This window comes from Ramlibacter sp. (genome assembly GCF_013697775.1).
In the GTDB taxonomy this organism is placed as follows: Bacteria; Pseudomonadota; Gammaproteobacteria; order Burkholderiales; family Burkholderiaceae_C; genus Ramlibacter.
Map to the genome: position 1 here is coordinate 1 of NZ_JACCWG010000420.1, position 20,862 is coordinate 20,862.

Below are 20,862 nucleotides of genomic sequence, written 5' to 3' on the forward strand. Positions count from 1 at the left end.
CGGCAGCTGCTCGCGCAGCGCGGCCAGCCCGGGCGCGTCGTCGCGCGTGTCGGCCACCGTCACCTGCGCACCCTGGGCCGCGCACCAGCGCGCCATGGACAGGCCGGACGTGCCGCAGCCCAGCACCAGCACGTGCTGGCCGGCGGACGGGGTGGGCTCTTGCATATCGCTCATTGGGTCAGCGCAGCTTCATGGTGGACAGGCCCAGCAGGCACAGCAGCATGGTGATGATCCAGAAGCGCACCACGACCTGCGTTTCCTTCCAGCCGGTTTGCTCGAAGTGGTGGTGCAGCGGCGCCATCTTCAAAATGCGCCGGCCTTCGCCGTAGCGCTTCTTGGTGTACTTGAAGTACACGACCTGCGCCATCACCGACAGCGCCTCCACCACGAAGATGCCGCCCATGATGGCCAGCACGATTTCCTGGCGCACGATGACGGCGATGGTGCCCAGCGCCGCGCCCAGGCCGAGCGCGCCGACGTCGCCCATGAACACCTGGGCCGGGTGCGTGTTGAACCACAGGAAGGCCAGGCCCGCGCCGGCCATCGCGGCGCAAAAGATCAGCAGCTCGCCCGAGCCGGGGATGTGCGGGAAGAACAGGTATTTCGAATACACCGCGCTGCCGGTCACGTAGGCGAACACGCCCAGCGCCGAGCCCACCATCACCACCGGCATGATCGCCAGGCCGTCGAGGCCGTCGGTCAGGTTGACCGCGTTGCTCGATCCCACGATGACCAGATAGGTCATGATGACGAAGCCGAACACGCCCAGCGGGTAGCTCACTTCCTTGAAGAAGGGAAGCATCAGGCCGGCCTTGGGCGGCAGGTTCAGGTCGAAGCCCGAACGCACCCAGCCGAAGAACAGCTCCAGCACGCGGAAGTTGGAGCTCTCCGAAATGCTGAACACCAGGTAGAGCGCGGCCAGCAGGCCGATCAGCGACTGCCAGAAATACTTCTCGCGCGAGCGCATGCCCTCGGGGTCCTTGTTGACCACCTTGCGCCAGTCGTCCACCCAGCCGATGGCGCCGAAGCCGAGCGTCACCACCAGCACGATCCAGACGAAGCGGTTGCTCCAGTCGAACCACATCAGCGTGCTGACGGCGATGGCCAGCAGGATCAGCACGCCGCCCATGGTGGGCGTGCCGCTCTTGACCAGGTGGCTCTGCATGCCGTAGCCGCGCACCGGCTGGCCGATCTTCAGTTCGGCCAGCCGGCGGATCACCCAGGGGCCGGCGACCAGGCCGATCAGCAGCGCCGTCATGGCGGCCATCACCGCGCGGAAGGTCAGGTACTGCACCACGCGCAGAAAGCCGAAGGCCGGCGAATGCGCTTGCAGCCACGCCGCCAGGCTAACGAGCATCGGGGCTCTCCCTTGTTGTTGTTTGTGTTGCCGCGCTTTGCGCGTGCGCCCGGATGGCCTCGACGACGCGCTCCATCTTCATGAAGCGCGAGCCCTTGACGAGGACCGATCCGGCGGCCGCAAGTTCCCCGGCCACCGCCGCGTTCAGCGCATCGACGTCGTCGAAATGCGTGCCGCCCATGCCCCTGGCCTGCTCGCCCAGGGTCAGCAGTTGCTCGATGCCGCGCTCGCGCGCGTAGTCGCCGATCTCGGCATGGAACTGCGGCCCCTGGTCGCCCACCTCGCCCATGTCGCCCAGCACCAGCAGGCGCGGGCCGGGCAGTTCGGCCAGCACGTCGATGGCGGCGCGCACCGAGTCGGGGTTGGCGTTGTAGGTGTCGTCCACCACGGTCAGCGTGCGGCCGGCCAGCAGAACGGCCAGCGCGCGCGAGCGGCCCTTGACCGGCTCGAACGCCTGCAGGCCCCGCGCGATGGCGTCCAGCGGCGCGCCGGCGGCCAGTGCGCAGGCGGTGGCCGCGAGCGCGTTGCGCACGTTGTGGCGGCCGGCGATATGGAGAGGGAACGCCAACGGGCCCGCGGGCGTTTCGGCCCGCACCTGCCAGTGTCCTTCTTGCCATTCAGTCCCGGCCAGAACGATGTCGGCGCGGCCGTCCTGCAAGGCCGCGTCCGCGAAAGCCATGCAGGGGCGGGCCCCCGCGAGTTCGACCCAGACCGGCGTGTACGCGTCGCCGTCCGGGAACACGGCAACGCCATTGGGCGCCAGCGACGCGAACACGCTGCCGTTCTCGCGCGCCACGGCTTCCACCGTGGCCATAAATTCCTGGTGCTCGCGCTGCGCGTTGTTGACCAGCGCCACGGTCGGCCGCGCGATGTCGGCGAGGTAGGCGATCTCGCCCGGGTGGTTCATGCCCAGCTCGATCACGCCGACCTTGTGGTGCGCGCGCAGGCGCAGCAGCGTGAGCGGCAGGCCGATGTCATTGTTCAGGTTGCCCTCGGTCGCCAGCTGCGCCTGGGGCTGCCAGGCGCGCAGGATGGACGCGATCATCTGCGTCACCGTGGTCTTGCCGTTGCTGCCGGTGACGGCGATGAGCGGCAGGCCGAAGCGCTGGCGCCAGGCATGGGCCAGGCGGCCGAGCGCCAGGCGCGTGTCGTCGACTTCGAGACCCTGCAAGCCCGCGGGAATGCGGCCCGCGTGCGCCAGCACCGCGGCCGCGCCCCGGCCTTGCGCGTCTGCGATGAAGTCGTTGGCGTCGAAGCGTTCGCCCTTGAGCGCGACGAACAGGTCGCCGGGCTGCAGGGTGCGAGTGTCGGTGTGCACGCGCGCGATGGCCGTTGCGGCCTCGCCGACGAGGCGGGCGCCGGGGAGCCAGGCCAGGGCTTCGCCGAGGGTGAACATGGTGTCGGTCATGCTCTTTTCTCCAGCGCGGCCTGGGCGTGCACGGTGTCGGAGAACGGGTGCTTCACGCCGCCGATCTCCTGGTAGTCCTCGTGGCCCTTGCCGGCGACCAGGATCACGTCTTGCGGCGCGGCGTTGCCCACGGTGTCGGCGATGGCGCGGGCGCGGTCGGTCTGCACCTGCACGCAGTCGCGGCGTGACAGGCCCAGCAAAACCTGGCTGATGATGGCTTCGGGCTTCTCGCTGCGCGGGTTGTCGCTGGTGACGACCACGGCGTCGGCGTTCTTCTCGGCCACCGCCGCCATCAGCGGGCGCTTGACCGGGTCGCGGTCGCCGCCGCAGCCGAACACGCACCACAGCTTGCCGCCGCGCTGCGCGGCCAGCGGGCGCAGCGCCTGCAAGGCCTTGTCCAGCGCGTCGGGCGTGTGCGCGTAGTCCACCGCCACCACCGGCTTGCCGGGAACGTTGATGCGCTCCATGCGCCCGGGCACCGGCAGCAGCGCGCCGCAGGCGGCCACCGCCTCGGCCAGCGGCACGCCCAGCGCGCGCATGGCGCCGACCACTCCCAGCAGGTTGGACACGTTGTACTGGCCGATCAGCTGCGTGGCCAGCACGTGCCGCTCTGCCCCTTCGGCCAGGGTGAAGCGCAGCCCCTGGCCGTCGTAGCCGATGTCCAGCGCGCGCAGGCGCGCGGCGTCCTTCTCGCAGGACACGGTCCACAAATCCAGGCCGCTGTCCTTCAGTTCGTCCGCCAGCACCCGGCCCTTGTCGTCGTCCAGGTTGATGACGGCCATGCGCAGGCCGGGCCAGCGGAACAGCTGCGCCTTGGCCGCCCAGTAGGCGTCCATGGTGCCGTGGTATTCCAGGTGGTCCTGCGTGAAGTTGGTGAAGATGGCCAGCGGGATGCGCGTGCCGTCCAGCCGCCGCTCGACGATGCCGACGGACGAGGCCTCGATGGCGCAGGCCTTCAGGCCCTGTTCGGCGAACTGGCGAAAGCGCCACTGCATCAGCACCGGGTCGGGCGTGGTGAGGCCGTTGAACTCCACGTTCGGCGGCCGGCCCGTGCCCAGCGTGCCGATCAGCGCGCAGGGCATGGCGCGCGCACCCTGCAGGTTGGACAGCGCCTGCGCCAGCCACCAAGCGGTGGAGGTCTTGCCGTTGGTGCCGGTGACGGCCAGCACGTCGATGTCGTTGCTCGGATGGCCGAAATACGCGGCGGCGATCGGGCCGGTGGCGGCCTTCAGCTGCGGGTAGGCGGCGACGGACTCGCTGTCGCTCTCGGTTCCGGTGAAGCCGTAGGCTTCGACGCCCTCGCGCTCCACCAGGCAGGCCACGGCACCCTGCGCCAGCGCGGCGGGCACATGCTTGCGCCCGTCGGTCACGGCACCGGGCCAGGCGATGAAACCATCGCCCGCTTCGATCTTGCGGCTGTCGCAATGCAGATCGCCGGCCACGCGGCCGCGCAGCCATTGCGCTGCCTGTTCGGGCGTGTGCAGTTCACGCATCAGAACGATTCCTCCACCGCGTTCACCACGATCTGCGGCTTCACGCTCATGTCGGGCTGCACGCCCATCAGGCGCAGCGTCTGCTGCACCGTGCTGCTGAACACCGGCGCCGCCACGTCGCCGCCGAAGTAGCGGCCGGCCGAGGGCTCGTCGAGCATCACGCCGACGATGATGCGCGGCTTGTCGATCGGAGCCATGCCGACGAACCAGGAGCGGTAGCGGTTGGTCGCGTAGCTCTTGCCGATCTGCTTGTGCGCGGTGCCGGACTTGCCGCCCACCGAATAGCCCAGGGTCTGCGCCTTCGGGCCGGTGCCGCCGGGGCCGGCGGCCATCTGCAGCATGGTGCGGATCTCCGCTGCCGTCTTGGGCGAGAGCACCTGCACGCCGGTGGCCGGATGGTCGGTCTTGAGCAGCGTGGCGGGAATGATCTGCCCGTCGTGCGCGAACACCGTGTAGGAGCGCGTCATCTGGAACAGCGAAGCCGACAGGCCGTAGCCGTACGACATGGTCGCCTGCTCCACCGGGCGCCAGCTCTTGAACGGCCGCAGCCGCCCGCTGGCCGCGCCGGGAAAGCTGATCTGCGGCTTCTGGCCGAAGCCGGCCTGCGTGAACAGCTCCCACATCTCGCGCGGCTGCATCTGCAGCGCGAGCTTCAGGGTGCCCACGTTGCTGGACTTCTGGATCACCTGCTGCACCGTCAGCGCGCCGTGCGGATGCGAATCGGAAATGCGGGCGCCGCCGATCACCACATGGCCGGGCGCGGTCTGGACCACCGTCTGCGGCGTCACGCGGCCGGTCTCCAGCGCCAGGCCGATGGTGAACGGCTTCATCGTGGAGCCGGGCTCGAACACGTCGGTCAGCGCGCGGTTGCGCAGCTGCTCGCCGTTGAGGTTGTGGCGGTTCTCGGGCGGGAAGCTGGGATAGTTGGCCAGCGCCAGCAGCTCGCCGGTGACGGCGTCCAGCACCACCACGCTGCCCGCGCGCGCCTTGTTCTCCACCACCGCGTCGCGCAGCTTCTGGTAGGCGAAGAACTGCACCTTGCTGTCGATGGACAGCTGCAGGTCCTTGCCGTCCAGGGGCGGCTGCTCGCCCATGCCTTCGACGATGCGGCCCAGGCGGTCCTTGATGACGCGGCGGGAACCCGCGCGGCCGGCCAAGTCCTTGTCGAACGACAGCTCCACGCCTTCCTGGCCGTGGTCTTCCACGCTGGTGAAGCCCACCACGTGCGCGGCGGCCTCGCCTTCGGGGTAGCGGCGCTTGTATTCCTTGCGCTGGTAGACGCCCTTGATGTCCAGCGCGGCAATCTGCCTGGCGATCGGCTCGTCGACCTGGCGCTTGATCCACACGAAGGTGCGGTCCTCGTCTTCGAGCTTCTTGTTCAGCTCGGCCAGCGGCATCTCCAGCAGGCGCGCCAGCTCCTTCAACTTGGCCGGGTCGCGGTCCACGTCCTCGGGAATCGCCCAGATGCTGGGCGAGAGCACGCTGGTGGCGAGCAAAAGGCCGTTGCGGTCGAAGATGCGGCCGCGGTTGGCGGGCAGCTCCAGCGTGCGCGCGAAGCGCACCTCGCCCTGCTTGCGGAAGAACTCGTTGCCGAACACCTGCACCCAGGCCGCGCGGCCGGCCAGGCCCAGGAAGCCGAGCGCGATGCCGGCCACGATCATCTTGCTGCGCCACACCGGCGCCTTGCTCGCCAGCAGCGGGCTGAGCGCATGGCTGACGGCGCGTTCCCGATTACGGCTCATTCGGAAGCCTCCGCGCTGTGCGCTGCGGCATTCGCCTTGGGAGCGGCCCCGCGGCTCATGGCGCGGGCCTCGGCTTCTGGCCGAGCACCACGTACTGCGTGATGGCCGGCGTGGCCGTGCGCATCTGCAGCTGCTCCTTGGCCAGGCGCTCCACGCGCAGCGGCGTCGCCTGGGCGCGCTTTTGCACCTCGAGCTGCTCGTTCTCGATTTCCAGCCGGTGCGCCTCGGCGTGCGCCCGCTCGATCTCGGTGTAGAGGCGGCGCGAGTCGTACTGCACACGCACCAGCCACAGCGCGCTCATGAGCAGGGCGATGAGCAGCAGGACGTTGAAGCGGGTCACGCGTGCGTCCTTTGCGCCACGCGCATGATGGCGCTGCGCGAACGCGGGTTGCGGGCGATTTCCTCGGCGCTCGGGCGCACGCGCGCCAGCGCCTCCAGCTTCATCGGCTTGGGTTCGGCGAACGGCGCGCGGCGGTCCACCACCTCGCGCGAGTGGCGCACGATGAACTGCTTGGCGATGCGGTCCTCCAGCGAATGGAAGCTGATCACCACAAGCCGCCCTCCGGGTTGAAGGATGTCCAAGCTTGCCTCTAGCGCTTCTTGCAGCTCTTCAAGCTCGGCATTGATGAAAATCCGAAGAGCCTGAAATGTGCGCGTTGCAGGGTCCTGGCCCGGCTCGCGGGTTTTGACCGTGCGAGCCACGAGTTCGGCCAGTTCGGCGGTGGTTGCAAGAGCGCCCCGTTCCTGTCGGCGAGCATCAATCGCCTTTGCAATCTGAACAGCAAACCGTTCTTCGCCATAGTCACGGATCACCTCCGCCATCTGTTCCACCGGGGCGGTGGCAAGCCATTCGGACACGCTCTGGCCCCGTGTGGGGTCCATGCGCATGTCCAGCGGCCCGTTGCCGCGGAAAGAAAATCCGCGCACGGGGTTGTCGATCTGCGGGGAGCTCACGCCCAGGTCCATCAGCACGCCGGCCACGCTGCCGGCTTGCAGCTCGCGCAGCGCGCGAAAGCCCTCGTGCCGGATGGAAAAGCGCGTGTCCTCGATGGCATTGGCCACAGCCACCGCTTCGGGGTCCTTGTCGAACGCCACCAGCCGGCCGCCGGGGTCCAGCCGCGACAGGATCAGCCGCGCGTGTCCGCCGCGCCCGAAGGTGGCGTCGACATAGGTTGAATCCGGCTTGGTGAGAAGAGCTTCGACTGCTTCGTTCAACAAGACGGTGGTGTGTTGCCATGGTTCCACCGCTTGCCTTCAAAAAGAGAAATCCTTGAACACGTCGGGCATCTCACCGCGCATGGCCTCGGCCTCCTTGGCCTCGTAAGTCGCCTTGTCCCAGAGTTCGAAGTGGTTGCCCATTCCGAGCAGCATCGTGTCCTTCTCGATGCCGGCGGCGTGGCGCAGTTCTGGCGACACCAGCACGCGGCCCGTGCCGTCGAGCTCCACGTCCATCGCGTTGCCCAGGAGAATTCTCTTCCACCACTGCGCAGCCATGGGTAACGCCGCGATACGTTCACGGAATTTTTCCCATTCGGGGCGGGGAAAAATCATGAGACAGCCGTGGGGATGTTTGGTGATGGTGATCTGGTTGCCCGCGGTCGCGTTGAGCACGTCACGATGCCGGGTCGGCATGGAAAGCCGGCCCTTGGCATCGAGACTGAGCGACGACGCACCTTGGAACACCCGTTGACCTCCATGTTGGAAACGCAAAAATGGCAGAGGCGAAACCCACCATCTACCACTTCATTGCACTTTTTTGCACTGTAGCAGGAAAACTCAGCGGCGCAACCGGGGCGGTTCCGCGTTTTACGTGTGAAATCAACAACTTAGGAGCGGTTGCTCAATCGCGAGTATTGAAAAGCCGTTTCGGATGAACGACTTACGTGTGGCTCTGCAAGTGGAGTCTGCAGAGCGGCAGAGTGTGACCGAATGTACTAAGCACGCGGCCTTCCGCGCGAAAGCAACTCAGCCGCAAATTGGCTTGAAAGCCGTCTGGAAATCGGCCTGGATCGGCCTGAGAAGTTAGCGCACCAGCGCCAGCGTGAACCAGGGCCAGATGCTCAGCATGACCAGCAGCACGCACACCGCCAGGCAGAACGGCAGCGACATGGCGAACACGTCACTGGCCTTGGTCTTGGTCAGCGAGGCGCCCATGAAGAGCGCCGCGCCCACGGGCGGCGAAACCAGCCCGAGGGTCAGGTTGATCGACACCACCACCCCGAAATGCACCGGATGGATGTGGTAGACCTGTGTGGCCACGGGGAACAGGATCGGCACCACCAGGATCAGCCCGGCCACCCCGTCGATCACCGTGCCGATCACGAGCAGCAGCAGGTTGAGCCACAGCATGAAGCTGACCGGGTCGTGCGCCACCCGCTTGAGCAGGTCGGCCACCAGCTGCGGCACCTGGCCGTACACCAGCACCCAGGTGAACACGTTGGCCGCCGCCACCAGGTACAGCACCAGCGCGGTGTTCATTCCGGTGCGCAGGAACATGGCCGGCATCTGCCGCAGGTCGATCTCGCCGTAGATCAGGCCCAGCACCAGTGCGGTGACGCAGGCGAGCGCGGCCGATTCGGTGGGACTGGCCAGGCCGGTCATGATGCTGGCGACGATCACCACCGGGATCAGCAGCGTGGGCAGGCCCTTGAGCAGCATCTTGCGGCGCGCCGTCCACGCCATGGCTTCTTCCCGGGGGTAGTCCATCCAGAACCCCATGGCCCAGATGGTCGCGCAGAACGCCACGATCAGCAGCAGGCCCGGGATGATGCCAGCCAGGAACATGTCGCCGATCGGCACCTGCACCATCACGCCGTAGATCACGAAGATCAGCGACGGCGGGATGATGGGACCGAGCAGCCCGGCCGACACCGTGAGCGCGACCGCGAAATTCTTGTTGTAGCCCTTGCGCGCCATCTCCGGCACGATGGTCTGCGACATGATCGCGATCTGCGTCGTCGACGAGCCCAGGATGGCGGCCAAAAAGCCGTTGGCGAACACGTTGACGTAGGCCAGCCCACCCTTCAGGCGGCCGATCAGCGCGGTGGTCATGCCCAGCAGCCGGGTGGTGATGCCGCCCGCGTTCATGAACTCGCCGACCAGGATGAACAGCGGCAGCGCCAGCAGGCCGTAGGAGTCGATGCCGCCGAACAGCTGCGGCAGGAACGAGTCCAGCAGCGCGGTGTTGCGCGTGGAGCCCACGTAGGCCAGCGCCGAGAGGCACAGGACCAGCCCGATGGGCAGGCCGGCCAGAAGGAACAGCGTGAATGCCGCGCCGGTGAACATCAGCCCGCCTCCACCACGATATCCTCGTCCTCGGGCGCCTTGGCCGCCTGCGCCCAGCCGAGGTCTTCGGCCAGGTTGGCCAGCGAATGGATGGTCAGCCCCAGGCCGTACACCGGCATCACCAGGTAGACGAACCACTTCGGGATGCCCAGCGTCTGGGTCGGCTCGGAATAGAGGAAGTTCATGGTCAGGCTGGTGAACTTCGCCACGTCGAAGCCGCTGCGCACCATGTCCAGCGGATCGAACAGGCGCCAGCTGCACCAGAGGATGAACACCGCGTAGGCCAGGCCCACCAGCGACAGCATCCTGCGTGCCACCGCCAGCCGGGCCGGCGTGAGGTAGTCCAGCACCAGCGTCATGGCGAAGTCCAGCCGCTGCCGCACGGTGAGCGAGGTGCCGACGAAGCAGGTCATCACCATCAGGTAGATCGACAGCTCGTCGACCCAGATGACGGGCCGGTTGATCGCGCGGGTGACGATGTTCAGCAGGATCAGCAGGAAGATGGCGCCGACGAAGCCGGTCACCAGCACCCGCTCGACGCGGGCCCAGCTGTCGCTGAGAGCCTGGGTGGACCTTCCGATTCTCTCGCGAAGTGTCGACCCGGCCTCGAGCGCCCCCCTGTTCTTGGCGACGGACACGCTGCTCATGCGGTGCGCCTTTCGCGGCCCGTCGTTCGTGGCGTCAAAGCTTGGCGGCGAAGGCGCGCAGCACGGGAATGGCGGGCGCCTGCGGCGTCCACTTGGCGTCCCACTTCTGCACCGCGTCGCCGAAGGCTTCGCGCCCGACCGGCTTCATCTGGAAACCGGTTTCGGCCAGGCGCTTGCGGAAGCCTTCGTCGTTGGCCACCGTGGTGTCGCGGATGATCTTCATCTGCTTGTCGATCAGCTGCTGGATCAGCTTGTGGTCGGCATCGGGCAGCTCGCGCCACACCTTGAGCGAGAAGATGGCGGCCATCGGCAGCATGGTCTGGTTGGTCACCAGCATGGTCTTGGCGATGGTGTAGTACTTGTTGTAGTAGGTGGCCTCGAAGTCCATGTCGATGCCGTCGACCTGGCCGTTGGCGAAGGCGTCGTAGATGGCGGCGAACGGGATCGGCGTGGGCGTGGCGCCCATGATTTCGTAGAAGTCGCGCATCACCGGCGAGGGGATCACGCGGATCTTCTTGCCCTTGAGGTCGGCCGGACCGCTGGACGGCTCGCGCGTGAGGATGTGGCGCATGCCGTTCATGCCGTACCCCAGGCCGACGGCGCCGATGGAGGCCGGGAATTTCTCGAAGATCTTGACCGCTGCGGGGCTTTCCAGCACGGCGCGCGCCTGCGTCAGGTCCTTCACCAGGAAGGGTGCGTGCAGCGCGGCGAGTTCTGGCACGCGGTTGGCCAGTTCGGCGGTGGTGAGGAAGCCCATGTCCAGCGCGCCGGTCTGGATCTGCTGGATCATCTGCGCCTCGGAGCCGAGCTGGCTGGAGGGGAACACCGCCACGCTGAGCCGCCCGTTGGTGGCCTTCTTCAGTTCCTCGCCGAAATCGGCGGCGCTGACCGACCATTGCTGCGTGGGCGGAACCACCAGGCCGATGCGCAGCACCCGCGTGCCCTGGGCGAACACATTGCCGGCCACCAGGAGGGCCAGCAGGAACAGGGTCTTGAGAGAAAGCGTCCGCATGTGGGGAACTCCCTGGCTGTTAAGATTTATGAATCATTTAAAAACGCGTTTGAATCCTATGTTTGACTTTCTCGACTGTCAAGGATTTCCGCCATCGGCGGCCCGGAGCCCGGCGCGGTGGTGAAGCGGCAGGCGGTCCAGCAGAACGAGGCCGACACGCGCGAGCGCATCATTGCCGCGGCGGTCCAGGTGTTCGCGAAGAGCGGTTTTACCGCCGGCACGGTGCGCGAGATCACCGAGATCGCCGAGGTGAACATCGCCGCGGTGAACTACCACTTCGGCTCCAAGGACGGCCTGGCCAGGCACGTGCTGGAACTGGGCATCGAATCCATCATCCAGGTGCGCACCGAGTCGCTGCGCACCTGTGTGGCGCGCCACAAGCCGGCATCGCCCACGCCCGCGGCGATTTCCGAGGCGCTGGTCACGCCGCTGGTGCAGCTGGGGTCCGGGCGCTACCGCGACGTGATGCTGCTGCTGATGCAGGCCAGCGCGGGCGCGCCGGCGTTCATCACCACCATCGTGGAAGAGAAGTTCGCGCCGCTGCACGAGGAGTTCGTCGACGTGCTGCAGCGCGTGCTGCCGGAGCTGTCGCGCACCGAGATCGCGCTGCGCTACGACTGCGCGCGCGGCGCCATCCTGCAGACGCTGGTGACGCTGGCGCCGGCCCTCGTGCTGGTATCAGGGACGATCGGCCCCTCGGCGCTGGATCACGAGGTCACCACCAGGCGGCTGGTGTCGTTCGTGGCCGGCGGGCTGTGCGCGCCGCCGGCCTGAACGCCCGCTGAGGCCGCGCCGGCCACGCCCGCGCGCGGCTGCTCCGCCAGGATGGTGTCGCTCAGCTTCTCGGCCAGCATCAGCGTGGGCACGTTGGTGTTGGCGCGCGGAATCCACGGCATCACCGAAGCGTCGGCCACGCGCACGCCCTCCACGCCGATCACCCTGCCCGATCCGTCGACCACCGCCCGCGCGTCGGCCTCGCTCCCCATCCTGCAGCTACCCGCCGGGTGCCACAGTCCGTGCACCGCCGTGCGCAGGAAGCCTTCCAGCAGGTCCTCGTTGGCCAGCATGCGTTCGAGCGACGGGCCTTCGGTGACCACCTGCTTGAGCAGCGTGCGGCGTAGCCAGTCGGGCCCGTCCAGGCAGGCGGCGAGGATGGAGGTCATCACCGCGTTCTTGCGCGAGATGATGCCCAGGTCGCGCACGCGTTCGCTGTAGCTGGTGGGGAACGGGTCGCTGGTCACCGAGCGCAGCGGCGCCTGCTCGAACAGGCGCGCTGCCGTGCGCACCGCTTCGCGCAGCCGCACGGCGTCGCGCTCGTCGGACAGCATGTTGAATTCCACCTGCGGCTCGGCCTCCGGCGCGGGCGAGCGCAGGGTGAGCTGCCCGCGTGAATAGGGCTTGTTCACCCAGGTCACCAGCGAGCCCAGCTGCTTGCCCACCGGGTGCCAGCCGGTCTTGCTGAGCGCTACCATGTACAGGTCGCCGCTGCCCACCTCGGAGGCCAAGGACGACGAGAAGCGCATGCCCAGGTGCGTGTGGCGGCGCAGCTGCTCGCCCAGGCGCGCGCCGCGGTGGATGAAGGCCGACACCGACAGCGCCGGGTGCTCCTGCAGGTTCTTGCCGACGCCGGCGCGGTCGGCGGCCACCGGAATGCCCAGCGCCTGCAGTTCCGCCCCCGGGCCGATGCCGCTGCGCAGCAGGAAGGCCGGCGAATGCAGCGCGCCGGCCGTCAGGATGGTTTCGCGCGCGCGGATTTCCACCGACCCTGTCGACGTGCGGGCCGTCACGCCCACCACCTTGCGGCCCTCGAGGATCAGGTTGGATGCCGGCGTGTCGGTGAGGATGCGCAGGTTGGGCCGGCGCCGGGTCGCGTTGTCCAGGTAGCCGGTGGAGGCAGACACGCGCCGGTCATAGGCGTTGGAGATCGCTACCGGGAAGTAGCCGTCGCGGAAATCCGCGTTCTGGTCCTGCAGCTCGGCGAAGCCGGCGCTGCGCATCGCCTCGGCAGCGGCGCGCGAGAACTCCGGCCAGGCGTCCGGCATGATGCGCCGCACCGGGATGCGGCCCTCGCTGCCGTGCAGCGGGCCGCCGTAGTCCATGTCGCGCTCCAGCAGGCGGAAGTACGGCAGCACGTCCTGCCAGCCCCAGCCCGGCAGGCCGGCCGCGGCCCAGCCGTCGTAGTCGATCGGCAGGCCGCGGTTGGCCTGCATGTCGTTCAGGCTGGAGCCGCCGCCCATGAGGCGCGCCTGCTCGTAGCGCTTGGCCGTCGGCGCGGGAATGCCCTTGGGCGGCGTCTTCGGCGCCAGGTACACCTTGAGTTCGGCCCACACGTTCTTCGGGTCGAAATACGCGATGCGCGGGTAGCTGTCCAGGATGGCCGCTTCCTCGCGGTCGGGCGGCTGGTCGCGCCCCGCCTCGACCAGCACCACGCGGTGCGTGCCCGAGGCGCTCAGCCGGTTCGCCAGCACACAGCCCGCGCTGCCCGCGCCGACGACGACGAAATCCGCTTCGATGGTCTGCATGGCTGCGCGCTCAGAGTTCGTTGATGAAACGGGTGTGCAGGTACGGCTCCAGCCCTTCGGGGCCGCCCTCGTGTCCCCAGCCGCTGTGGCCGACACCGCCGAACGGCGTTTCCGGCAGCGAGGCGACGAAGGTGTTGACGCCGACGATGCCCGCCTCGATCCGCGTGGTCAGCAGGCGGATGGTCGGCGCGTGGTCGCCGATCGCGTAGCTGGCCAGGCCGAACGGCGTGGAGTTCGCCAGCTGGATCGCTTCCTCGATGCTGTCGAACGGCACGATGGGCGCGACCGGGCCGAACGGCTCGATGGCCAGGATCTGCGCGTCGGCCGGTACGTCGGCCAGCACGGTGGGCTGGAAGAACCAGCCGGGCCGCTCCAGCGGCGCGCCGCCCGCGGCCAGCCGCGCGCCGCGCGCCAGCGCATCGGCCACCAGGCTCTTCAGCGCCTCGATGCGGCGCGGATTGGACAGCGGCCCCATGGTGGTGGCCGCATCGGCGCCGTCGCCCACCACCACCTTGACAGCGTTCTCGGCGAAGCGCTGCACGAAACGTTCGTACAGCGAGCGGTGCACGTAGAAGCGGCTGGCGGAATTGCAGGTCTGGCCGGCGTTGCGGAACTTGGCGGCGCTGGCCTTGTCGGCCGCGGACTCGGCATTCGCGTCGGCGCAGACGATCACCGGCGCATGGCCGCCCAATTCCATGGTGCTGCGCTTGAGCAGCGCGCCGGCCTTGGCGGCCAGTTCGCGGCCGACGGCGGTGGAGCCGGTAAAGGTGATCTTGCGCACCTGCGGCGCGGCGATGAGCTGGGACGAGATGTCCGCCGGCACGCCGTAGACGATGCTGAGCGCGCCCGGCGGCAGGCCGGCGTCGGCGAAGCACTGCGCCAGCAGCAGCGCGGTGGCCGGCGTTTCTTCGGCCGGCTTGGCCACCACCGCGCAGCCGGCGGCCAGCGCGGGCGCGACCTTGCGGATGAAGTTGATGGCCGGGAAATTCCAGGGCGTGAAGGCCGCCACCACGCCGACCGGCTCGCGCAGCGTGCTCATGCGCCCACCCGCAGTGCGCGCGGGAATCGTGCGGCCATAAATGCGACGCGCCTCACCGGCATAGAAATCGATGGTGTCGGCCGTGGCGCCCACCTCGCCCTTGGCCTCGGCCAGCGGCTTGCCGTTTTCCATGACGATCACGGCGGCGATGTGGTCCGCCTGCGCCCGCACGGCGTTGGCCGCGCGCCGCAGGATGGCCTCGCGGTCGTAGGCCGGTGTGTCGCGCCAGTGCTTGAACGCGTCGTACGCGGACGCCGCGGCGCCTTCCACCTCCTGCGGGGTGGCGCCGGCGAAATCGGCGATCCGCTCGCCGGTTGCGGGGTTGTGCACGCGCAGCAGGCGGCCCTGGCCCTGCCTGCGCCCGCCGTCCAGAAACAGCGCAAGTTCGGGGTAAGCCATCTGCGTTTTCTCCCAGTCGGTCCTTTTATGGGATTCAAATGTACATTTGAAAAAGCGGTGGTGCAACAATCCCCACACCTGAGGTGGCCTCTGGAAAATGCGCAACAAAATCAAACGGCAATTTGAAAAGTGCTGCCGTCCGGCGCACCCCTAGAATCCGCCTATGTCCTCCCCCGATACCCTGACCGTAGGCTTGGCGCAGATCGCGCCGGTCTGGCTCGATCGCACGCGCACCCTGGCCAAGATCGTCGACTGGGTCGAGCGCGCCGCCGCCAGCGGCTGCGGCCTGGTCGCCTTCGGCGAGACGCTGCTGCCCGGCTACCCGTTCTGGGTGGAGCGCACCGACGGCGCGCGCTTCAACTCGCCGGTGCAAAAGACCCTGTATGCCCACTACCTGGACCAGGCGGTGCAGATCGAGCGCGGCGACCTGCGGCCGCTGTGCGAGGCGGCGGCGCGCTACGGCATCGCGGTGATGGTCGGCTGCGTGGAGCGGCCGATGGACCGCGGCGGCCATAGCGTGTATTGCTCGCTGGTGTACATCGATGCGCAGGGCACGGTCGCCTCGGTGCACCGCAAGCTGATGCCCACCTACGAGGAGCGGCTGGTCTGGTCGCCCGGCGACGGCAACGGCCTGCGCGTGCACGCGCTCGGGGCCTTCACCGTCGGCGGGCTGAACTGCTGGGAGAACTGGATGCCGCTGCCGCGCGCCGCGCTGTACGCGCAGGGCGAAGACCTGCACGTGGCGGTGTGGCCGGGCGGCGGGCACAACACCGGGGACATCACGCGCTACATCGCCAAGGAATCACGCTCGTACGTGCTCTCGGTGTCGGGGTTGATGCGCGCTTCGGACATTCCCGCGTCCACGCCGCACCGGGAGCAGATCGCAGGCGACGACATGGCGCAGGTGTTCGCCAACGGCGGCTCCTGCATCGCCGGGCCGGACGGCAAGTGGATCGCCGAGCCTGTGACCAACGAAGAGACGCTGGTGGTCGCCACGCTGGAGCACCGCCGCGTGCGCGAGGAGCGGCAGAACTTCGACCCGGTCGGCCACTATTCGCGGCCCGACGTCACCCAGCTGGTGGTGGACCGCCAGCGGCAAAGCACGCTGAAGCTTCGCGACTGAGCTGGCTGCTGCCTCAGGCGCCGACCAGGCCTTCGGGCCCGAACTCCAGCGTCTGCCCTTCCAGCAGCACCTCGACCTCGTTGCCCTCGCCGCCGCGGCGCAGGGGAACCACTTCGCCGACCACCTTGGATTCGATGCCGAACTGCGTGGCCACGCGCATCACGGCCTGCGCATCGGCCGCCGGGCAGTAGATCTCCAGCCGGTGGCCGCAGTTGAACGTCTGCGCCATGGTGGGCAAGCCCACGCCGCTGATCTCGCGGATGGCGCGCTGCACGGGGGGCAGCGGCAGCAGCTCGCGCTTGACGAAGCGCAGGCCCTTGCCGAAGCGGATGCATTTGGTGAGCCCACCGCCGGTGTTGTGGATCAGGCCGTGCACCGCGTCGGGCAGCTGGCGAAGCAGCTCCTTGACCACCGGCGCGTAGGTGCGCGTGGGCGACAGCAGCGCCTCGGCCACGGTCAGCTGGGTGCCCGGCAGCATGTCGCCCACCTTGAGCGTGCCGCGGTAGACGTGCTGGAGGTCCAGCTCGCGCGCATAGGTTTCCGGATAGGCCTTGCGGTACTCAGACGACAGCAGCGCATGGCGCGCCAGCGTGAAGCCGTTGGAGCCGATGCCCGAGTTCTCCGCCGTCTCGTACGTGGCCCTGCCCGAGGAGGACAGGCCGACGATCACGTCGCCGGGCCGCACGCGCGAGAAATCGATGACGGCGGCGGCCGGCATGCGCGTGCAGACGGTGGAGTCCACCACGATGGTCTGTACCGTGTCGCCGCAGTCGGCCGTTTCGCCGCCGGCCAGCATGATCTCCACGCCGCAGGCCGCCATTTGCGTCGCGAAGCCGTGGTAGCCCTCCAGCACCTCCTGCAGCAGGTCGCCGCCGATCACCTGGGCGTTGCGGCCGATGGTGTTGGACAGTACGTAGGGGCCGACCGCGCCGACGCAGATCAGGTCGTCGATGTTCATCACCGCCGAGTCCTGCGCCAGGCCGCGAAACCAGCCGCTGCCGCCCAGCTCGCGCGCCGCGATGTAGGCCACGTTGGCCTTGGTGCCCGAGCCGTCGGCGTGCATGGCCATCACCTGGCTGGCGTCCCAGGGGTCCACCACCAGGTGGCAGAACGCGCCGGGATAGGCCGGGGGCGGCAGCACCCGGATCGCCTTGTGGACATCGGCCTTCATCGCCGAAACGCCGAGGTTCTGGTACTCGTCAGCCATCGCTACTCCAAAATTCCAGCGCCGCCGCGGCGCAACCCGGCAGTTTAGGGCCTGTTCACACCATTTTTGCCATTGCGAACGTGATGAAAACCGCGCCAATCTAGGCGCAGGACGACGCCAAGGCTGGACGCCTTGGCTAGGAGTGCAACGACGAGTGGCGCGGTTTTCATCACGTTCCCTTCGGGTTGCGGTCAAAAAGGTCATGCGCCGCGTTGCGAAGCCTTGCCGGACATCGAGTCCGGCTGCGTTTCGCGCCTTGCGCATGACCTTTTTGGCCGCAACGCATCTGGTAAAAATAGTGTGAACAGGCCCTAAAGGATGTAGCGCGAGAGGTCCTCGTCGCGGCTGAGTGCCGCCAGCCGGGCGTCCACGTAGTCCGCGTCGATGCGGACCGTCTGGCCCGACAGGTTTGCCGCGCCGAAGCTCACCTCGTCGAGCAGGCGTTCCATCACCGTGGACAGGCGCCGCGCGCCGATGTTCTCGGTGCGCTCGTTCACCTCGAAGGCGATGCGCGCGAGCCGCGTGACGCCCTCGGGCGTGAACTCCAGCGTGACGCCCTCGGTGGACAGCAGCGCCTCGTACTGTTTCACCAGCGAGGCATGCGTGCTGGTGAGAATGGCCTCGAAGTCCTGCACCGACAGCGACTGCAACTCCACCCGGATCGGAAAACGGCCCTGCAGCTCGGGGATCAGGTCGCTGGGCTTGGACAGGTGGAAGGCGCCGCTGGCAATGAACAGGATGTGGTCGGTCCTGATCGGCCCGTACTTGGTAGAAACGGTGGTGCCCTCCACCAGCGGCAGCAGATCGCGCTGCACGCCCTGGCGCGACACCTCGGCGCCGCCCGTTTCGCTGCGCGAGGCCACCTTGTCGATCTCGTCAATGAAGACGATGCCGTTCTGCTCGGCGTTGTGGATCGCCTGCGCGCGGATCTCGTCCTCGTTCACCAGCCGCCCGGCCTCCTCGTCGACCAGCAGCTTCATGGCCTCGCCAATCTTCAGCTTGCGCGACTTGTGGCGGGTGGCGCCAACCTGCGAGAACAAACCCTTGAGCTGCTCAGCCATGTCTTCCATGCCGGGCGGACCCATGATCTCCATCTGCGGCCGGGGCTCGGCCACGTCGATCTCGATCTCCTTGTCGTCGAGCTGGCCCTCGCGCAGCTTCTTGCGGAACGCCTGGCGCGTGGTGTTGCCCTCGTCGCCGCGGGTGCCGGGCAGCAGCGCTTCCAGCACGCGCTCTTCGGCGGCATCTTCGGCGCGCGTGCGCACATTGCGCATCTCGGCAACGCGGGTCTGCTTGACCGCCATTTCGGCCAGGTCGCGCACGATGGAGTCCACGTCCTTGCCGACGTAGCCGACCTCGGTGAACTTGGTAGCCTCCACCTTGATGAACGGCGCATCCGCCAGCCGCGCGAGACGGCGGGCGATTTCGGTCTTGCCGACGCCGGTGGGGCCGATCATGAGGATGTTCTTCGGCGTGATCTCCGCGCGCAGCTTTTCCTCGACCTGCTGGCGGCGCCAGCGGTTGCGCAGCGCGATCGCGACCGCGCGCTTGGCCTCGGCCTGCCCGACGATGTGCCGGTCCAGCTCGGAGACGATTTCCTGGGGCGTCATGGCGCTCATTCGAGCACCTCGATTGTGTGATGCATGTTCGTGTAGATGCACAGCTCGCCGGCGATCTCCAGCGACTTCTTGACGATCTCGGCGGCGCCGAGCTGGGTGTTGTCCAGCAGCGCCTTGGCGGCCGCCTGCGCGTAGCCGCCGCCCGAGCCGATGGAGATGATGCCGTGCTCGGGTTCGAGCACGTCGCCGTTGCCGGTGATGATGAGCGAGGCCTCCCTGTCGGCCACGGCCAGCATGGCTTCCAGGCGGCGCAGCACGCGGTCGGTGCGCCAGTCCTTGGTGAGCTCGACGGCCGCGCGCACCAGGTTGCCCTGGTGCTTTTCCAGCTTGCCTTCAAAGCGCTCGAACAGGGTGAACGCGTCGGCGGTGGCGCCCGCGAAGCCGGCCAGCACCTTGTCGTGGTGGAGCTTGCGCACCTTGCGCGCCGTGCCCTTGACGACGATGTTGCCCAGCGTCACCTGGCCGTCGCCGCCCAGGGCCACCTGGCCGTTGCGCCGCACGCTGACGATGGTGGTGCCGTGAAATTGTTCCATGGAGATGCTTAACTCTGAAATCGCTGCGCGATTTCAGAGTTGTTCTGGTCAGTGCGAAATGAGGCGGCAGCGCCGCCCCATTTCGCAAGAGAGGTCGCGCTGCATGTTATTGCGCGCGACCCGGTGCCGCTATGCGGAGAAGAGGCATCAGTTTACCGGCAGCGCAGCGTCACACTGCTCAGGCACTTTAAAAATCGCGCAGCGATTTTTAAAGTGAAACTCAGTCGTGTCGCGGAATGACGCGCGCGTGCTCGCTGATGCCGATCACGTTGAAGAAAGCCGCAACCAGGCGGTGCACTTCAACGAACTGCACCTGGCGGCCCTCGGCCTGGCGCGCCGTCACCCAGTTGAGCAGGGTGCCGGCGGAGGAAAAGTCGATGCGGATGAGCCGCGAGCACGAGATGATCATCACGTCCGCGCCCATCAGCTTGGCTTCCAGCATGTCCAGCGCCTCGGTGGCATCGCCCAGGATCTGGCCGGCCAGTTCCACAGTGGAGACGTTGGACATCTGCGAGTTCTGCACCTCGCCGTACATGCTGAGGCCGGAGGTCAGCGAGTCGTGGAAGGCCTCGCCGATGATGGTGTGGCCGGCCTGGTAGCTGCCGTCGGCCTGCAGGGGCTTGTACTCGCAGCGCGAGCTTTCCCAGGACGGCGGCGACACCTCGTAGGTGACGCAGTAGTCCAGCGCCACCAGCTCGAACTCGTCGGGCCGGTGCATCACGCGCAGCACCTCCATGCGCAGCTTCCACCAGGCGTGGCTGGTGGTGCGCTCACCGGACGGCGTAGCGGCCCTCAGCACTTTTTCCAGCGACTCCGCGCCGATGAAGCGCAGCTGCACCGGCTGCGCCGCCCATTGCGCGAAGGCCTTGGTGAGCGGCTCCACCGCGGCCTCGGCAATCGAATTGAGTTTGCCCCAGTTCAGGTGCCAGGGCTGCTGCGCCCGGCCCAGCGCCACGTTCATGGTCGCCAGCGTCTGCGTGCCGAACGACACCGGGCTGTTCCAGTCGGCGGCCGTGGCCTGGGGCGACGGCGCGGCCGCGGGCGCGGCCATGCGCCCGACGATCTCCGGCATCGAGAACCACTGCGGCGCCGAGCGGCCGAAGCGATTGGCGAAGTCGATGGCCGCGGTCTCGAAGGGCGCCGCCTGGCCGCTCGCGCGGTACAGGTCGAACAGCGTGAGCCAGGTTTCGTCGTGCCGCGCGCGGCTGCCCTGCGGGCCCAGCACTTCCATCAGGCCGGCCTCCGCGCCGGCGTCGTCGCCGTTGGCGAAGCGGATCGCCGCCTCCTCCAGTTCGGGGTCGTGCGCGAATTCGTCGACGTCGATGGCGAACAGCTTGGACGGCGTGAAGCCGGTGGTCCCGCCCGGTTCGGACAGGCCGGTGGAAGGCGGCCCGGCCGAAGGCGCGGACGTGCCGCCCACGCCGACGCTGCCGGCACCGGGGACGGAGGCGTGGACCGGTGGCGCAGGCACGGCGG

At 68.1% G+C, this 20,862-nt stretch carries 18 protein-coding genes and 1 pseudogene; 2 read left to right on the top strand and 17 right to left on the bottom strand.

Annotated elements, in window-relative coordinates:
• The 11 genes and pseudogenes from H0U68_RS24425 to H0U68_RS21310 all read right to left on the bottom strand — a co-directional run.
• A pseudogene (locus H0U68_RS24425) lies at positions 1-174 on the bottom strand (hypothetical protein); the annotation flags it as partial.
• Between the two features lie 4 nt (positions 175-178).
• Entirely contained in the window at positions 179-1,357 is a 1,179-nt protein-coding gene (gene mraY / locus H0U68_RS21265) for a phospho-N-acetylmuramoyl-pentapeptide-transferase (protein ID WP_296358899.1), read from the bottom strand.
• A complete protein-coding gene (gene murF / locus H0U68_RS21270) occupies positions 1,347-2,765 on the bottom strand; it encodes a UDP-N-acetylmuramoyl-tripeptide--D-alanyl-D-alanine ligase (RefSeq protein ID WP_296358900.1) in 1,419 nt (472 codons plus the stop codon). Before murF ends, mraY begins: the two co-directional genes overlap by 11 nt.
• The gene (locus H0U68_RS21275) at positions 2,762-4,258 is read right to left on the bottom strand and encodes a UDP-N-acetylmuramoyl-L-alanyl-D-glutamate--2,6-diaminopimelate ligase (protein ID WP_296358901.1); all 1,497 of its coding nucleotides are present in this window, start codon (positions 4,256-4,258) and stop codon (positions 2,762-2,764) included. The genes murF and H0U68_RS21275 overlap by 4 nt, the downstream gene beginning before the upstream one ends.
• The gene (locus H0U68_RS21280) at positions 4,258-6,000 is read right to left on the bottom strand and encodes a penicillin-binding protein 2 (protein WP_296358902.1); all 1,743 of its coding nucleotides are present in this window, start codon (positions 5,998-6,000) and stop codon (positions 4,258-4,260) included. Before H0U68_RS21280 ends, H0U68_RS21275 begins: the two co-directional genes overlap by 1 nt.
• A 55-nt stretch (positions 6,001-6,055) precedes the next feature.
• On the bottom strand, positions 6,056-6,340 hold the full coding sequence (gene ftsL / locus H0U68_RS21285) for a cell division protein FtsL (RefSeq protein WP_296358903.1): 285 nt from the start codon (positions 6,338-6,340) through the stop codon (positions 6,056-6,058).
• Positions 6,337-7,245 (bottom strand): 16S rRNA (cytosine(1402)-N(4))-methyltransferase RsmH, encoded by a 909-nt coding sequence (rsmH, locus tag H0U68_RS21290; RefSeq protein ID WP_296358904.1) that lies wholly within the window; start codon positions 7,243-7,245, stop codon positions 6,337-6,339. The genes ftsL and rsmH overlap by 4 nt, the downstream gene beginning before the upstream one ends.
• Before the next feature lie 9 nt (positions 7,246-7,254).
• Complete coding sequence (gene mraZ / locus H0U68_RS21295) at positions 7,255-7,683, bottom strand: division/cell wall cluster transcriptional repressor MraZ (RefSeq protein ID WP_296358905.1); 429 nt, start codon at positions 7,681-7,683, stop codon at positions 7,255-7,257.
• A 339-nt stretch (positions 7,684-8,022) separates the two neighbouring features.
• Positions 8,023-9,285, bottom strand: a complete 1,263-nt coding sequence (locus H0U68_RS21300) for a TRAP transporter large permease (RefSeq protein ID WP_296358906.1) — start codon at positions 9,283-9,285, stop codon at positions 8,023-8,025.
• Positions 9,285-9,932, bottom strand: coding sequence for a TRAP transporter small permease (locus H0U68_RS21305; protein ID WP_296358907.1), 648 nt, complete (start codon positions 9,930-9,932; stop codon positions 9,285-9,287). The genes H0U68_RS21300 and H0U68_RS21305 overlap by 1 nt, the downstream gene beginning before the upstream one ends.
• A gap of 34 nt (positions 9,933-9,966) precedes the next feature.
• A complete protein-coding gene (locus H0U68_RS21310; RefSeq protein WP_296358908.1) occupies positions 9,967-10,944 on the bottom strand; it encodes a TRAP transporter substrate-binding protein in 978 nt (325 codons plus the stop codon).
• A gap of 120 nt (positions 10,945-11,064) precedes the next feature.
• On the opposite strand from H0U68_RS21310, the gene H0U68_RS21315 reads away from it, so the two are divergent.
• Complete coding sequence (locus H0U68_RS21315; RefSeq protein WP_296358909.1) at positions 11,065-11,718, top strand: TetR/AcrR family transcriptional regulator; 654 nt, start codon at positions 11,065-11,067, stop codon at positions 11,716-11,718.
• Here H0U68_RS21315 and H0U68_RS21320 read toward each other — a convergent pair.
• Positions 11,652-13,466: a GMC oxidoreductase gene (locus H0U68_RS21320; RefSeq protein WP_296358910.1), complete on the bottom strand. Its 1,815-nt coding sequence runs from the start codon at positions 13,464-13,466 to the stop codon at positions 11,652-11,654. The genes H0U68_RS21315 and H0U68_RS21320 overlap by 67 nt on opposite strands.
• Positions 13,467-13,476: 10 nt before the next feature.
• Positions 13,477-14,904: an NAD-dependent succinate-semialdehyde dehydrogenase gene (locus H0U68_RS21325; protein WP_296358911.1), complete on the bottom strand. Its 1,428-nt coding sequence runs from the start codon at positions 14,902-14,904 to the stop codon at positions 13,477-13,479.
• Positions 14,905-15,067: 163 nt separating this feature from the next.
• Between H0U68_RS21325 and H0U68_RS21330 the strand changes: the two genes are divergently transcribed.
• Positions 15,068-16,027: a carbon-nitrogen hydrolase family protein gene (locus tag H0U68_RS21330; RefSeq protein WP_296358912.1), complete on the top strand. Its 960-nt coding sequence runs from the start codon at positions 15,068-15,070 to the stop codon at positions 16,025-16,027.
• Between the two features lie 13 nt (positions 16,028-16,040).
• On the opposite strand, the gene H0U68_RS21335 is transcribed toward H0U68_RS21330, so the two are convergent.
• The 4 genes from H0U68_RS21335 to H0U68_RS21350 form a co-directional block, all read right to left on the bottom strand.
• On the bottom strand, positions 16,041-17,234 hold the full coding sequence (locus H0U68_RS21335) for an AIR synthase-related protein (protein ID WP_296358913.1): 1,194 nt from the start codon (positions 17,232-17,234) through the stop codon (positions 16,041-16,043).
• A gap of 311 nt (positions 17,235-17,545) precedes the next feature.
• The gene (gene hslU, locus H0U68_RS21340) at positions 17,546-18,853 is read right to left on the bottom strand and encodes an ATP-dependent protease ATPase subunit HslU (protein WP_296358914.1); all 1,308 of its coding nucleotides are present in this window, start codon (positions 18,851-18,853) and stop codon (positions 17,546-17,548) included.
• Entirely contained in the window at positions 18,850-19,386 is a 537-nt protein-coding gene (gene hslV / locus H0U68_RS21345) for an ATP-dependent protease subunit HslV (RefSeq protein ID WP_296358915.1), read from the bottom strand. The genes hslU and hslV overlap by 4 nt, the downstream gene beginning before the upstream one ends.
• 220 nt (positions 19,387-19,606) lie before the next feature.
• Positions 19,607-20,862, bottom strand: a 1,256-nt coding sequence (locus H0U68_RS21350) for an STAS domain-containing protein (protein WP_296358916.1), incomplete at its 5' end; no start/stop codon positions are given.